At 50.2% G+C, this 13,831-nt stretch carries 13 protein-coding genes; 12 read left to right on the top strand and 1 reads right to left on the bottom strand.

All coding sequences use genetic code 11. The annotated features are described in order from the left end of the window. The first annotated feature begins 35 nt into the window (after positions 1–35). The 9 genes from rlmN (at position 36) to serS (ending at position 9,935) form a co-directional block, all read left to right on the top strand. Positions 36–1,100, top strand: coding sequence for a 23S rRNA (adenine(2503)-C(2))-methyltransferase RlmN (gene rlmN / locus DWX68_RS02220; RefSeq protein WP_022358690.1), 1,065 nt, complete (start codon positions 36–38; stop codon positions 1,098–1,100). Continuing rightward, positions 1,097–1,843, top strand: a complete 747-nt coding sequence (locus DWX68_RS02215) for a Stp1/IreP family PP2C-type Ser/Thr phosphatase (RefSeq protein ID WP_118482172.1) — start codon at positions 1,097–1,099, stop codon at positions 1,841–1,843. The genes rlmN and DWX68_RS02215 overlap by 4 nt, the downstream gene beginning before the upstream one ends. Continuing rightward, entirely contained in the window at positions 1,840–4,086 is a 2,247-nt protein-coding gene (gene pknB / locus DWX68_RS02210; RefSeq protein WP_118628488.1) for a Stk1 family PASTA domain-containing Ser/Thr kinase, read from the top strand. Before DWX68_RS02215 ends, pknB begins: the two co-directional genes overlap by 4 nt. Positions 4,087–4,111: 25 nt before the next feature. Further along, a complete protein-coding gene (gene rsgA / locus DWX68_RS02205) occupies positions 4,112–5,005 on the top strand; it encodes a ribosome small subunit-dependent GTPase A (protein ID WP_106999960.1) in 894 nt (297 codons plus the stop codon). 32 nt (positions 5,006–5,037) lie between these two features. Next, a complete protein-coding gene (gene rpe / locus DWX68_RS02200; protein WP_022360278.1) occupies positions 5,038–5,703 on the top strand; it encodes a ribulose-phosphate 3-epimerase in 666 nt (221 codons plus the stop codon). After that, on the top strand, positions 5,700–6,359 hold the full coding sequence (locus DWX68_RS02195; RefSeq protein ID WP_333490929.1) for a thiamine diphosphokinase: 660 nt from the start codon (positions 5,700–5,702) through the stop codon (positions 6,357–6,359). The genes rpe and DWX68_RS02195 overlap by 4 nt, the downstream gene beginning before the upstream one ends. 117 nt (positions 6,360–6,476) lie before the next feature. Further along, positions 6,477–7,079, top strand: coding sequence for an ECF transporter S component (locus tag DWX68_RS02190; protein ID WP_022360276.1), 603 nt, complete (start codon positions 6,477–6,479; stop codon positions 7,077–7,079). Positions 7,080–7,549: 470 nt separating this feature from the next. Then, positions 7,550–8,377 carry a pyridoxamine kinase gene (locus tag DWX68_RS02185; RefSeq protein WP_243027489.1) on the top strand — a complete coding sequence of 276 codons (828 nt, stop codon included), beginning with the start codon at positions 7,550–7,552 and terminating at the stop codon, positions 8,375–8,377. Between the two features lie 280 nt (positions 8,378–8,657). Further along, positions 8,658–9,935, top strand: coding sequence for a serine--tRNA ligase (gene serS, locus DWX68_RS02180; protein ID WP_022360274.1), 1,278 nt, complete (start codon positions 8,658–8,660; stop codon positions 9,933–9,935). A gap of 109 nt (positions 9,936–10,044) precedes the next feature. On the opposite strand, the gene DWX68_RS02175 is transcribed toward serS, so the two are convergent. Further along, complete coding sequence (locus DWX68_RS02175) at positions 10,045–11,787, bottom strand: NFACT RNA binding domain-containing protein (RefSeq protein WP_118293189.1); 1,743 nt, start codon at positions 11,785–11,787, stop codon at positions 10,045–10,047. A 144-nt stretch (positions 11,788–11,931) separates the two neighbouring features. Between DWX68_RS02175 and DWX68_RS02170 the strand changes: the two genes are divergently transcribed. The 3 genes from DWX68_RS02170 (at position 11,932) to rpoZ (ending at position 13,811) form a co-directional block, all read left to right on the top strand. Beyond that, complete coding sequence (locus tag DWX68_RS02170; RefSeq protein WP_118468641.1) at positions 11,932–12,810, top strand: YicC/YloC family endoribonuclease; 879 nt, start codon at positions 11,932–11,934, stop codon at positions 12,808–12,810. A gap of 108 nt (positions 12,811–12,918) precedes the next feature. Continuing rightward, positions 12,919–13,539, top strand: coding sequence for a guanylate kinase (gene gmk / locus DWX68_RS02165; protein ID WP_022360271.1), 621 nt, complete (start codon positions 12,919–12,921; stop codon positions 13,537–13,539). Positions 13,540–13,556: 17 nt separating this feature from the next. Continuing rightward, entirely contained in the window at positions 13,557–13,811 is a 255-nt protein-coding gene (gene rpoZ / locus DWX68_RS02160) for a DNA-directed RNA polymerase subunit omega (protein WP_022360270.1), read from the top strand. Positions 13,812–13,831: the final 20 nt, after the last annotated feature.

Here is a 13,831-nt window from a genome sequence, read left to right as displayed (position 1 = left end):
GAGAGTGCATATAGGAGAGAGGGAGGCAGTCCGATATGGAAAAGCAGGATATAAAATCAATGACGCAGGAGGAACTGCGTGCCTTTTTGGTGAGTCTGGGTGAAAAACCATTCCGGACCGCCCAGATCTATCAGTGGATGCATGAAAAACTGGCATCTTCCTTTGACGATATGACAAACCTTTCCAAGGTACTCCGGCAGAAGCTGCAGGACGCGTGCGAGTATGTATCGCTGGAAAAGGTACGGGTGCAGATTTCGCAGATCGATGGAACCCGCAAGTACCTGTTCCGCCTCGCGGACGGCAATGTCATCGAGAGTGTCCTGATGCGTTATAAGCATGGAAATTCCGTTTGTATTTCCTCGCAGGTGGGGTGTCGGATGGGCTGCCGTTTCTGTGCTTCGACCCTGGACGGCCTGGAACGGAACCTGCGCCCGTCGGAGATGCTGGACCAGATTTATCAGATTCAGCGCGATACAGGCGAACGCGTTTCCAACGTGGTTGTGATGGGATCGGGTGAACCGCTGGACAATTACGATAACCTGATCCGCTTTATCCATCTTTTGACGGAGGAAGGCGGACTGCATATCAGTCAGCGGAATGTGACGGTTTCCACCTGTGGGCTGGTTCCGAAGATCCGGGAGCTGGCAGATCAGGGACTGACCATCACGCTGGCACTTTCTCTGCATGCGCCGAATGACGAGGTGCGGAAGAGCCTGATGCCGATCGCGCGTACATATGCGTTAAAGGATGTATTGGCGGCCTGTCATTACTATTTTGAAAAAACGGGACGCCGCATGACGTTTGAGTACAGCCTGGTGCAGGGAGTCAACGACAATCTGGACGAGGCGCGCGAGCTGGCGGCGCTGATTCAGGATCAGCACGGGCATGTGAATCTGATTCCGGTCAATCCGATCAAGGAGCGCTCTTATGTACAGTCGGGACGGAAAGCGATCGAAGCATTTAAGGGATGTCTGGAATCCAAGGGAATCAATGTGACAATCCGGCGCGAGATGGGGCGCGACATAGACGGTGCCTGCGGACAGCTCCGGAAGAGCTATATGGATAAAGAGCAGGAGAAAGAAGGTGCGGCAGTCAAATGAAAGCATACGCACTGACGGATATCGGAAAAACGCGTAAGGTCAATCAGGATGCTCAGTTTGCCAGCACGGAGCCGGTGGGAGAACTTTCCAACCTGTTTGTTGTGGCGGACGGAATGGGCGGTCATCAGGCGGGAGATTTTGCTTCGCGCTATCTGATCGAGCATATGCCGGAATATATCAAAGAGAGTGGTGAGAATGAGCCGGTCGCGGCGCTTCGAAAGGGGATCGAGGCAGTCAATCAGGAACTTTATACCCTTTCCTGTGAGCGCGAGGAGCTTGCCGGCATGGGAACAACGCTGGTAGCGGCTTCAATTCAGGGAAATACACTCTATGTGGCAAACGTGGGGGACAGCCGTCTCTACCGGATTGAGCGCTCCGGCATTCATCAGATTACCCGGGATCATTCCTACGTGGAGGCGATGGTCTCGCTGGGACAGATGAGCCGCGGCAGCCGGGAATATGAGACGAAGAAAAATATCATTACCCGCGCAGTCGGGATCGGTGGGCATGTGGAGCCGGATTTCTTTGAGGTTTCACTGAACCCGGGCGATTACGTACTGCTGTGTTCGGACGGGTTAACCAATATGGTGGATAATTCAGCAATTTACCGGATGGTGCTTCTGCCGGGAACCCTGGACACCAAGGCAAGGGCGCTCACGGCGCTCGCAAACCAGAACGGCGGGAAAGATAATATCGCGGTCATATTGATTGACCCGCAGATCAAGGAGGTGAGAGAATCATGATGCTGAAACCGGGAACCTATCTGCAGGATCGCTATGAGATCCTCTCACTGATTGGTACGGGCGGCATGTCAGAGGTGTATCAGGCAAAATGCCACACTCTGAACCGTCTGGTGGCGATCAAGGTTTTAAAGGATGAGTACAGCCAGGATGCGAATTTCGTCAGCAAATTCAAGATGGAGGCGCAGGCGGCGGCAGGGCTTTCCCATCCAAATATTGTGAGTGTTTATGACGTTGTGGATGAGGGCAGTCTTCATTATATCGTCATGGAACTCATCGAGGGAATCACGCTGAAAAGCTACATTCTCAAGAAAGGTCATCTGGGCGTCAAAGAAACGATTGGAATTGCCATCCAGGTAGCGCAGGGGCTGGCAGCGGCACATGACCAGCATATTGTGCACCGGGACATCAAACCGCAGAATATGATTATCTCGCGTGACGGCAAGGTGAAGGTGGCGGATTTCGGTATTGCCAGAGCTGTATCGTCCCAGACGATCGGGGTCAATGCGGTCGGTTCCGTGCATTATATCTCGCCGGAGCAGGCAAAAGGAAATTATAGCGACGGACGAAGCGATCTGTATTCACTGGGAATCACGATGTATGAGATGCTAACAGGAAAACTTCCGTTTGACGGGGATAACCCGGTTTCAGTGGCACTGGCGCATTTGGAAGAACCGGTGCAGCCGCCGAGCCGCATCAACCCGGAGGTGTCGGCAAGCCTGGACCGCATTATTTTAAAATGTACCCAAAAAAAGCCGGAACGCCGTTACCAGAATGCGTATGAGCTGATCGCGGATCTGCGCCATGCGCTGGTGGATCCAAACGATGATTTCCTGAAAAAAGAACCGGAATTTGATGAAAATTCCCCGACAGTCGTGCGCGGGGCAGAGGAACTGAACCGCCAGATGGAGGCACAGAGAAATCGAAATCTGGAACAGACGATGGAACATCCGGCAGTGAGTGAAAAGACCAGACCGGTTCCGACAGAAAATGAACGTGGTGAGGTAGTCTGGAAAGAGCCGGAACCGTCGGAGAACGAGATAGAAGGTTGGCAGGAAGAAGAGACGGATGTCTATGAGGAAGAAACCTCAAGGCGCCCAGACCGTAGACGGAAGGGACGCCGTATAGAAGAAGACAGCGAGGATGTCAATCCGCAGATGGAGCGCCTGCTTACGATGATTGGAATCGGTGCAGCCGTATTGATTGTGGTGGTTGTGATTGTCATTGCTGCGAAGTTGACAGGCATCTTTAATCTGGGATCTGGTAGTCAGAAGCATCCGAAGACGACCGTTGAAGCTTCTTCGGATGCGTCTGAGAGCGAGAGTCTGGAATCAACGGAGTGCAGGGTTCCGCCTATGGACGGCATGACGGAGGATGAGGCGAAGACAGCATTGGAAAAGCAGTCGTTGAAAATCCGTTATGAATATGAAAAGTCGGAAACCTCTGAAAAGGGGAAGGTCATCGGTCAGAGTATTGCCAGCGGCACGGTTGTCTCGAAACAGACGGAAGTTATCGTCACGATCGGAGAAGGCAATGAGGCAATAGATTTGACGAAACTTGGACTGGAAGAGATGTCCGGCGAGGATGCAGAGACGCTTCTGGCAGAAGAAAATAAACTGACCGTAGTAGTGCAGAAAGAGAGCAGCGATACGGTTGCCTCCGGTATAGTGATCCGATACAGTCCGTCCAGCGTGGATCCAGGCGGTACGGTGACGCTGTATGTCAGCACAGGTCCGAACGTACCGACGGTACCGATGCCGAGGATTACAGGGCTTTCAGAGGAAAATGCAAAAGTTGTTCTGGAAGCGGTCGGATTAGAGCTTGGCGAGCGCAAGGAAGCGAAGAGTTCAGAAGTGGCAAAGGGCAAGATCATCAGTCAGGATGTCCTGGAGAAAACAGATACACCGGAGGGAAGTGCCATTGGCTATACAGTCAGTCTGGGAAAAGGAACCCGCTATGTGGCGGCGATCAACGATGAATTCCAGATGAGTGAACTGTTTGGACCAAGTTCCGGAGATACGCATATCCGCGTCAGTATTGTGATGAAGCAGACGATTGCCGGCAATACTGTGACTAAGACGGTCATGGAACCGAGGGAGATCGGCGGCGATATCACGCTTCCGATTCATTATAATATCGAGGGAGCGGACGGTGTGCAGACAGGTGAGCTGCAGATCCTCGATCTGACGAACGATCGGGTTCTAAAAACGTATCAGCTTGAATTTGTGGAAGTTTCAGATAATTAATAAGAGGTAGTTGTAAGGTACAGATATGCAGGGAAAGATAATTAAAGGGATCGGCGGTTTCTATTATGTACACGACGGTATTGGAAAGGTATATGAATGCCGTGCAAAGGGAATTTTCCGAAATCGCGGCATCAAGCCGCTGGTAGGCGATGACGTGGAGATCAGTGTTCTCGATGAGGAGAAGGCGACAGGCAATCTCGATGAGATCCTTCCTCGTAAAAACCGTCTGATCCGCCCGGCGGTTTCAAATGTTGATCAGGCGGTGGTGGTTTTTGCCATCACCGATCCGATGCCAAATTTAAACCTTCTCGACCGCTTCCTCGTCATGATGGAACGGCAGGAAGTTCCGGTCAGCATCTGTTTCAACAAGATCGATCTGGTTGATGCAGCCGAGCAGGAGAAGCTGCGTGCGATCTATGAACCGGCGGGCTATCCGGTGCATTTTATCAGCACCTACGAAAAATCAGGGCTGGAGGAGTTTCATCGGTTGATCATTGGGAAAACAACGGTCTTAGCAGGACCTTCGGGTGTCGGAAAATCGTCGATCACGAACTTTATCCAGCCGGAGGCACAGATGGAAACGGGCGGTATCAGTGAGAAGATCCGCCGGGGCAAACATACGACGCGCCATTCAGAACTGTTTTTCGTGGAAGAGAGCACCTATATGATGGATACGCCGGGATTCAGTTCTCTCTATATCGAGGATTTGGAGCCGGAGGCGCTCAAGGACTTTTTCCCGGAATTTGAGGCATATGAGGATGAATGCCGTTTCTTAGGCTGTGTCCACATTGGCGAGCGCGAATGCGGCGTCAAGACGGCGGTGCAGGAGCATAAGATCGGGCAGAGCCGGTATGACAATTACCGTTTGATGTATCAGGAATTAAAAGAGAAAAAGAAATACGGCAGAAGCAGCCGTTGAGGATATTATACAAAAAATGGGAGGAAAGAACCATGATTATATTATCACCTTCGATTCTGGGGGCAGATTTTACGAAGCTGGGAGAGCAGGTCGCTGAGGTGGACAAGGCAGGCGCACAGTACATCCATCTGGATGTGATGGATGGCGCGTTTGTGCCGAGTATCTCCTTTGGAATGCCGGTAATTAAGAGCCTGCGCCCGGTGACGGATCGTGTGTTTGACGTACACATGATGGTGGAAGAACCGGGACGTTACGTAGAGGATATCAAAAAAGCGGGGGCGGATCTGATCTGTGTGCATCAGGAAGCCTGTCTTCATCTGGACCGCACGATCGCGCAGATCCGTGAGGCAGGGCTGCAAACAGGTGTAGCGTTAAATCCGGCGACCCCGGTCGAGACACTGGATGTTATTTTGCCGGAGGTGGACATGGTTCTTCTGATGACGGTCAACCCGGGATTTGGCGGTCAGAAATTTATTCCATATACGGTAGAAAAAATCAAGAAGCTGCGCGCAATGTGCAGCGAGAGGGGACTTTCCACCCGCATTGAGGTGGACGGAGGAATCACGCCGGACAATGTGCGGACGGTATTAGAGGCAGGAGCCGATGTGATCGTGGCGGGAAGCGCCGTATTTAAGGGAAACCCGGCTGGGAATGTAAAAACATTTTTAAATATTTTTCAGGAATTTGAACAGGGATGATGAAGATGAAGCGTTGTTTGATTGTGACAGGCGGAACGATTGATATTGCGTTTGCGAAAGATTTTCTCTCACAGCGCTCGTATGACTATGTAATTGCGGCAGATGCGGGGCTGGAGGTTCTGCGCCCGCTGCATATTTCTCCGAATGCGGTGGTCGGCGATCTGGACACGGTGGACAAAAAGGTTCTGGAAGAATATCAGAACCAGCCGGACATCGAATTTGAGATCCATAAACCGGAGAAGGATGAGACGGATACGGAGCTGGCGCTTTTGACGGCGGCGCGCCAGGGCTGTGAGGCAGTTGATATCCTGGGGGCGCTGGGCGGCCGTATGGATCACGCCATCGGCAATATCCAGCTGATGTATCAGTTTTTCTGCCAGGGAATGGAAGTGAATATTTATGATGCCCGCAACCGCCTGTATCTTCTGGGCGGGCATAAGGTATTTCACCGGGAAAAGGTGTATGGAAAATACATTTCGTTCCTGCCGATGACCGAGACTGTCGAGGGACTGACGCTGCGGGGATTTAAATACCCGCTCCAGCGGCGGACGATCGGGCTGGGGACGAGTCTCTGCATCAGCAATGAACTCAAACGGGAAGAGGGCATTCTGGAGCTGGAGAGAGGCGTCCTTTTGTGCGTGGAGGCACATGATTAATCAGGATAAAAAAGTGGCAAGTTATAACTGACCTGCTTAAAATGATAAAAACTGTATGTTTTTCAGGGGACAAGATTGTGCTATGATGAGTCCAATAACAAGGGAGGATGAAACATCATGGCAAACAAATCAAATCAGGCTTACAAGATCGCGATGGTCGGTCTGCTGGCAGCTCTCTCCTATGTCGTATTTACATACGGACAGGTGAAGATCACACTTCCGGGCGGCGATGCAACCTCCATTCATCTGGGAAATGCAGTCTGTGTCATCGGGGCACTCTTAGTCGGCGGCTTTTACGGCGGTTTGGGAGGTGCTATCGGCATGACGATAGGTGACCTTCTCGATCCGGTTTATATTGTATATGCACCGAAGACATTTATCTGCAAACTCTGCATCGGACTGATCGCCGGATTCGTAGCACATCGTCTGGGCAAGATTGACCGGAGCACCGATAAGAACCACATCCTTGGTTTTACGATTGCAGCAGCGGTGGCAGGTCTTTTATTCAACGTCATTGCAGATCCGCTGATCGGATATTATTATAAACTCTGGATCATTGGTAAACCGGCGGCAGAGCTCACACTTGCATGGAATATCGCAGCGACTTCGATCAATGCGGTGACATCTACGATTGCGTCTGTTGTTATATATATGGCAGTTCGTCCGGCACTCCGCAAGGCAGGTTTTCTGGATGCATTGTCTGTAGAAGCGAGAGCATAAGGCAATTTATCTCAGTCGAGAAGAATTAAAATGAAATACATACAGGAGACTGTGGTTGGGCAGAATGGGAAAAACATCTGTCCGGGCGCAGTCTCCTTGTTGCGTCATTGGAGTGTACGGCTTATGAAACACAAATGCATAGATACACGCTTGTAGAAACCAGAATCATGCTGCAGGCAGTCGTATCTGCCGCGAGAATATGTTAGATTATAAAGTTGCTTAAAATGATGTTGGGGTCAAAAGACGTTTTGACCCCTCTGATACCAGATTGCTCCGCACTATATGCTCCAGCAATCTTCGAAAACATTCGTAATTCGCTCATTTTTCTTTGAAAAATGGCTACTTACTCATGTTTTTGGCGGGTCCCAAGGTCAAAAATTCTCCTGCAAGCAAGCTTGCGTCGAACTTCTGACCTTTTGACCCTGGTATCTTAAAATTAAGAAAATGAGGAAAAATTATACATGGAAGGAATGCAGAAGAAAATAGCAGTTTTAAATGACCTGTCAGGCTACGGGCGCTGTTCGCTGACGGCGGCGATGCCGGTTATCAGCGCCCTCAAGGTACAGTGCTGTCCGGTGGTAACGGCGGTGCTGTCCAATCACGCGGGATATCCGGAATGCTATATGGATGATTATACCGATCGGATGGAGGCATACCTGGAGCCGTGGCGGAAGATGGGATTTGAGATGGACGGAATCATGACTGGATTCTTAGGTTCTGCCAGACAGGCGTCGATCGTGGCAGATTTTATCCGGGATTTCAAACGGGAAAATACGCAGGTTTTGGTAGATCCGACGATGGGCGACCACGGACATCTCTACAGCGTCTGTGACGAGGATCTGATCGAGGCGATGCGGGAGCTGATGCAGTATGCGGACGTTGTCACGCCAAATCTGACTGAGGCCTGTGCCCTGACGGACACGCTGTATCAGGAAAATGGATGGAGTAAGCGCAAGCTCTCAGATCTGACCTGGAAGCTTCACCTTTTGGGCGCGCGGTCAGTCATTTTGACGGGCGTGGTCAAGGGCAAACAGATCCTCAACGTGATCCATGAGCGCGGCAAGGAGCCGGTCTTTCATGCAACTAAATTTGTGGCGGGCAATTACCACGGAACCGGGGATATCTTTGCAGCAGTCATCGGTGCCAGCATGGTGCGAGGTGTGCCGATGGAGGAAGCCGTCAGACGGGCGGCAGCTTTTACAAAAAAATGTGTGGAAAAGACAGAAGAACTTGGTGCCCCGGAGCAGGACGGACTGTGCCTGGAGGCGTGTCTGTCCTATTTGACGAAGTTGAGTTAAATATAATGGGGCAGTCTATCCTGTTTTGTATCAAGAAGAACAGAGGTTACAGTTCACGGGTAGGCACTTTTGGAACCGAAAGTGCCGTAAGAAAACGTGATGGCAGCAGGAATTTGCCGTATTTAAATGCGAAGCCACGGCAAATTCCGCTACTGTTCACGTATGCGTGAACAGTAACGAACAGAGGAACTCTTGAAACAGGGCTTTTCATTCGTACAAAGTTGTAGTATAATTATAACTAGTTTTCGTGCAGTTAATTGCATAACAGTAGGAGGAAGATATGTTAGATCTTAAATTCGTCAGAGAAAATCCTGACATTGTAAAGCAGAATATTAAAAATAAGTTCCAGGACAAGAAAATTCCGCTGGTAGACGAGGTAATTGAGCTGGATGCCAAGAACCGTGCAGCGAAGAAGGAAGCAGATGATCTGCGTGCGAACAAGAACAAGATTGCAAAACAGATCGGCGCTCTGATGGGTCAGGGAAAGAAAGAGGAAGCAGAAGAGCTGAAGAAACAGGTAGCAGAGCAGTCTGCCCGCCTGTCTGAGCTGGAAGAGCAGGAGAAGGATCTTGGCGAGCGCATCTTAAAGATTATGATGACCATCCCGAACATCATTGATCCGAGTGTTCCGATCGGTAAAGACGACAGCGAGAACGTAGAGATCGAGCGCTTCGGCGAGCCGGTGGTACCGGATTTCGAGATCCCGTACCACACCGAGATTATGGAGAAATTTAACGGCATCGATCTGGACAGTGCCAGAAAGGTAGCTGGAAATGGTTTCTATTACCTGATGGGCGATATCGCAAGACTTCATTCTGCTGTTATCGCATATGCAAGAGATTTCATGATTGACCGTGGATTTACCTACTGTATCCCGCCGTTCATGATCCGCAGCAATGTTGTAACCGGCGTTATGAGTTTCGATGAGATGGATGCGATGATGTACAAGATCGAGGGCGAGGATCTTTACCTGATCGGTACCAGCGAGCACTCTATGATCGGTAAATTCATTGATACCGTAGTTCCGGAGGAAGAGCTTCCGAAAACACTGACCAGCTATTCTCCGTGTTTCCGTAAAGAGAAGGGCGCTCACGGCATCGAGGAGAGAGGCGTATACCGCATCCACCAGTTTGAGAAACAGGAAATGATCGTAGTCTGCAAACCGGAAGACAGCAAGATGTGGTATGACAAACTGTGGAAGAACACCGTGGACCTGTTCCGTTCCATGGATATTCCGGTTCGTACTCTGGAGTGCTGCTCCGGAGACCTGGCTGATCTGAAAGTAAAATCCGTTGATGTAGAGGCATGGTCCCCGCGTCAGAAGAAATATTTCGAGGTTGGAAGCTGCTCCAACTTAGGTGATGCACAGGCAAGACGTCTGAAGATCCGTGTCAACGGCAAAGACGGCAAATACTTTGCACACACCTTGAACAACACTGTAGTAGCTCCGCCGCGTATGCTGATCGCATTCTTAGAGAACAACCTGCAGGCAGACGGTTCTGTCCGCATTCCGGAGGTTCTGCGTCCGTATATGGGTGGTAAGAGCGAGATTCGCTAAGTTCATTTGAGTCCAGTAAAAAAACGCCATGGGTTGTGTGCCTGTGGCGTTTTTTACTGGACTCATTGTGAATTGCAGAAATATAGACATTGTCTTTTTTCAGGCGGCATTATGATGGCAGTTCTTCCAGCTGATTCGACGGCGTCGCCATCATCGAATAATTCGTATGATAAATCACAAATCCCGGAGCAGCGCCCGCTACTTTTTTGACCTGCTTTTTCTGTACATAATCGATCTCAACTTTTTCATTTTCCCGTCCCTTGGAATAGTAGGCAGCCAGCCCGGCAGCTTCCTCGAAGGTGCGGTCCGGAAGCTCTTTTCCTTCGGATTTCACAATGACATGGGAACCCGGGATTCCTTTTGCGTGGAACCACCAGTCATTTCCAGTCGCGATCTTGAAGGTCAGCTCCTCATTCTGGTAGTTGTTTTTGCCGACGTAGATATGGAATCCGTCGGAGGAAAGGTAGTGGAATGGGCGGCTTGTGATTTTTACTTTCTTTCCAGCCGGACCGTGCTTTTTGATGAAGCCATATTCCGTCAGCTCCTGCTTGATCTGGGTCAGATCTTCCTCCTTTAAGGCAATATCGAGGGAGGTACTGATGGATTCGAGGTGCTCGATCTCCTGCTTCGTCTCCTCAATGAGCTGGCTCTGAGCCTCGAAAGTACGTTTGAGTTTTCCATATTTGTCAAAATACTTCTGCGAATTTTCGCGGGCGGTCAGCTGCGGGTCAAGCGGGATCTTGACCTCTTTTCCTGTGTAGTAGTTCGTGCAGACAAGTTCTTTTTCGCCGCCGGTCAGCTCATAACCGTAGGTGTTTAACAGCTCGCCGTAGAGCTTGTATTTATCCCGTTTTTCGGTGTCCTTTAACTGTTTCTGCTGCAAATCGTATTTTTTATAATTGCGCTCCAGGGCAGTCTGGACGATCCGGCGCAGATCCGAGGATTTCTGGCGGATTCGTGTGATGACGTTCTTGGACGCATAGTAGGTCTCCAGCACTTTACTGATCGAATCAAAGTGTTCGACCTGATATTCCGGCGGGAACGAGGTCAATGGGAGAGCAGCAAATTCCATTGGCTCATCTTCACGGTATACGATGCAGGGCGAGAACTGTCCATTTTTGATGGATTCCATTGCCAGTTCCAGCGTGTGACCGAGGTGCGTGCGCTCCAGCTCATTCAGTTCCGATGCGGGGCGGTCGGCATCAATCGATGCCTCATAGCAGAATTCTTCTGCCATGACCGGGCTGATACCGGTGAAATTCGTGTAAATGGCTTTTCCTGCCGGTGCCGGTGACTGTGCCAGAATGGCGGCGAAATCATCGGCAGATGCAGTCAGCGGATCCTGCTTTGCGACCGTCTGCGGGAGGAAATATTGCCGTCCCGGCAGAACCTCGCGCACGGAGCTGACCTGCACGGAGATATGTTTGATACTGTCGAGGATCGTGCCGTCAGGGCTGCAGAAAATGATATTGCTGTATTTTCCCATCAGTTCGACGATAAGCAGCTTGCGGCAGAGGTCACCCATCTCGTCCAGATGTTCGATCTCAAAATGAATACAGCGTTCCAGACCCGGCTGGCTGACCGACACGATGCGTCCGCTTCCGATGTGCTTGCGAAGCAGCATGCAGAAATTCGGGGCAGTCATCGGTCCCTGCTTGTTGGTATCCGTCAGATATGCCAGCGGAAGACTTGCGTTGACCGAGAGAAGAAGTCGTTTCGTCTCCCGGAAGTTCTTTATGGTAAAAAGAAGTTCATCGCGCTCGGTCTGCGTGATCTTTGCGATCTTGCCGCCGGTAAGCGCGTCACTAAACTCCTTAACCAGGTTTGCGATTACAATTCCGTCAAATGCCATGGTTTTGGTGCTCCTTTATTTGTGTAGTATCTACTATTATAATGAAAGAAGACACGAAAAACAATCACTTTTAAATTCGGTTGACGCTTGCGGCGATTTGCATTATAATACCATTATCTATGGATGAAAGAGAGAGGCGTCACTATGCTTAAAAGTATGACTGGATTTGGCCGATGCGAGATGGCAACGGATGAATATAAGATTTCTGTGGAGATGAAGGCGGTAAACCACCGTTACCTGGATCTCAGCATTAAGATGCCGAAGAAATTTAATTACTTTGAGGCGGCGATTCGCGCGCAGCTCAAAAAATACATTCAGCGGGGAAAGGTAGATGTCTTTATTTCCTATGAAGATTATACGGATGAGAAGATGTCCTTAAAGTACAATCGTTCCCTGGCCGGCGAGTATATGGATTATTTCCGTCAGATGGCGGACGAGCTTGGAATTCCGAATGACGCAACGGTGATGCGTCTTGCACGGTGTCCGGAGGTCTTTACGATGGAGCAGGCGCCGGAGGACGAGGAGCATATGTGGCAGATTCTCGAAAAGGCGATCGGCGAGGCGGCAGAGAAATTTGTCGAGACACGCACACGCGAGGGTGAGAATCTGAAGCAGGATCTGCTTGGCAAGCTGGACTATATGGTAACGCTGGTCGATCAGATTGAAGAACGTTCCCCGAAGATCGTGGAAGAATACCGGGCGAAACTGGAAGATAAGGTGAAAGAGCTTCTGGAAGGAAGCAGCGTCGATGAAGGCCGGATTGCGGCAGAGGTTGTGATTTTTGCAGATAAGATCTGCACCGATGAGGAGACGGTCCGCCTGAGAAGCCACATTGAGGCGACCCGCAAGGAGCTGACGGCGGGCGGAAGCGTTGGACGTAAGCTGGATTTCATTGCACAGGAGATGAACCGCGAGGCGAATACGATTCTTTCCAAGGCAAACGATCTGGAGGTTTCCGATTGTGCGATTGCACTCAAGACAGAGATCGAGAAAGTCAGAGAGCAGATTCAGAATATTGAATAGCCGATCATGCTGGAAGAGGTATTCACGGAAAGCTGCCGTTGGCGGTGAAAATACGGAGAATATGAAATATTGTAATAATAGATAGAATTTAGAAAGCAGGCGAAATATATGGATAATCAGGGAGTACTGGCAGTTATATCCGGATTTTCAGGGGCAGGCAAGGGAACATTGATGCGTGCATTGCTGGAGCGGTATGACAATTATGCCCTTTCCATCTCCGCGACCACCCGCGCACCGCGCGAGGGCGAGGTTGATGGAAGAGAGTATTTCTTTAAGACCCGGGAAGAGTTCGAACAGATGATCGAACACGATGAGCTGGTCGAATACGCCCAGTATGTCGGAAACTATTACGGCACACCGAAGGAGTATGTGTTTTCCAACCTGAAAGCGGGCAAGGATGTTCTTTTGGAGATTGAGATTCAGGGTGCCCTGAAAATCAAGAAGAAATTCCCGGAGGCAGTTCTCATTTTTGTCACGCCGCCGAGTGCCGGGGAGCTTAGAAACCGGCTGGCAGGTCGTGGAACCGAGACACCGGAGAAGATTGCCGCACGGCTTTCGAGAGCAGCAGAGGAGTCCAAGCAGATGGATGACTACGATTTCATTCTGGTGAATGATGAGGTAGACCGCTGTGTAGAAGAAATGCACGCACTGATTCAGGCGATGCATGCCAGAACAGAAAATCACAAGACTTTGATTGAAAAAATAAAAGAAGAGATGAAGCAATTCTGAAAGGAGAAAGATGTATTATGATGCTGCGTCCGTCATATCTTGACTTAATTAATGTTGTAAACAAAGAGGCTGAGCCGGGGAAAGAACCGCTGATTCAGAGCCGTTACTCCATCGTAATTGCGACTGCAAAGCGTGCAAGACAGCTGATCGCCGGTGATGAGGCACTGGTCATTGAGAATGGAAGAAAACCGCTTTCGATCGCGATCGACGAGCTGTACCATTCTAAGGTTAAAATTGTAGCAGAGAACGATTCCCCGGAGGAAGAGGTCTAAAAGGTGACAGAAGACCGTCC

The sequence above is a fragment of the Clostridium sp. AF20-7 genome (assembly GCF_003479275.1).
GTDB lineage: Bacteria > Bacillota > Clostridia > Lachnospirales > Lachnospiraceae > Otoolea > Otoolea fessa.
Note: the sequence above shows the minus strand (reverse complement) of the source record. Positions and strands in the feature narration are given on the sequence as shown.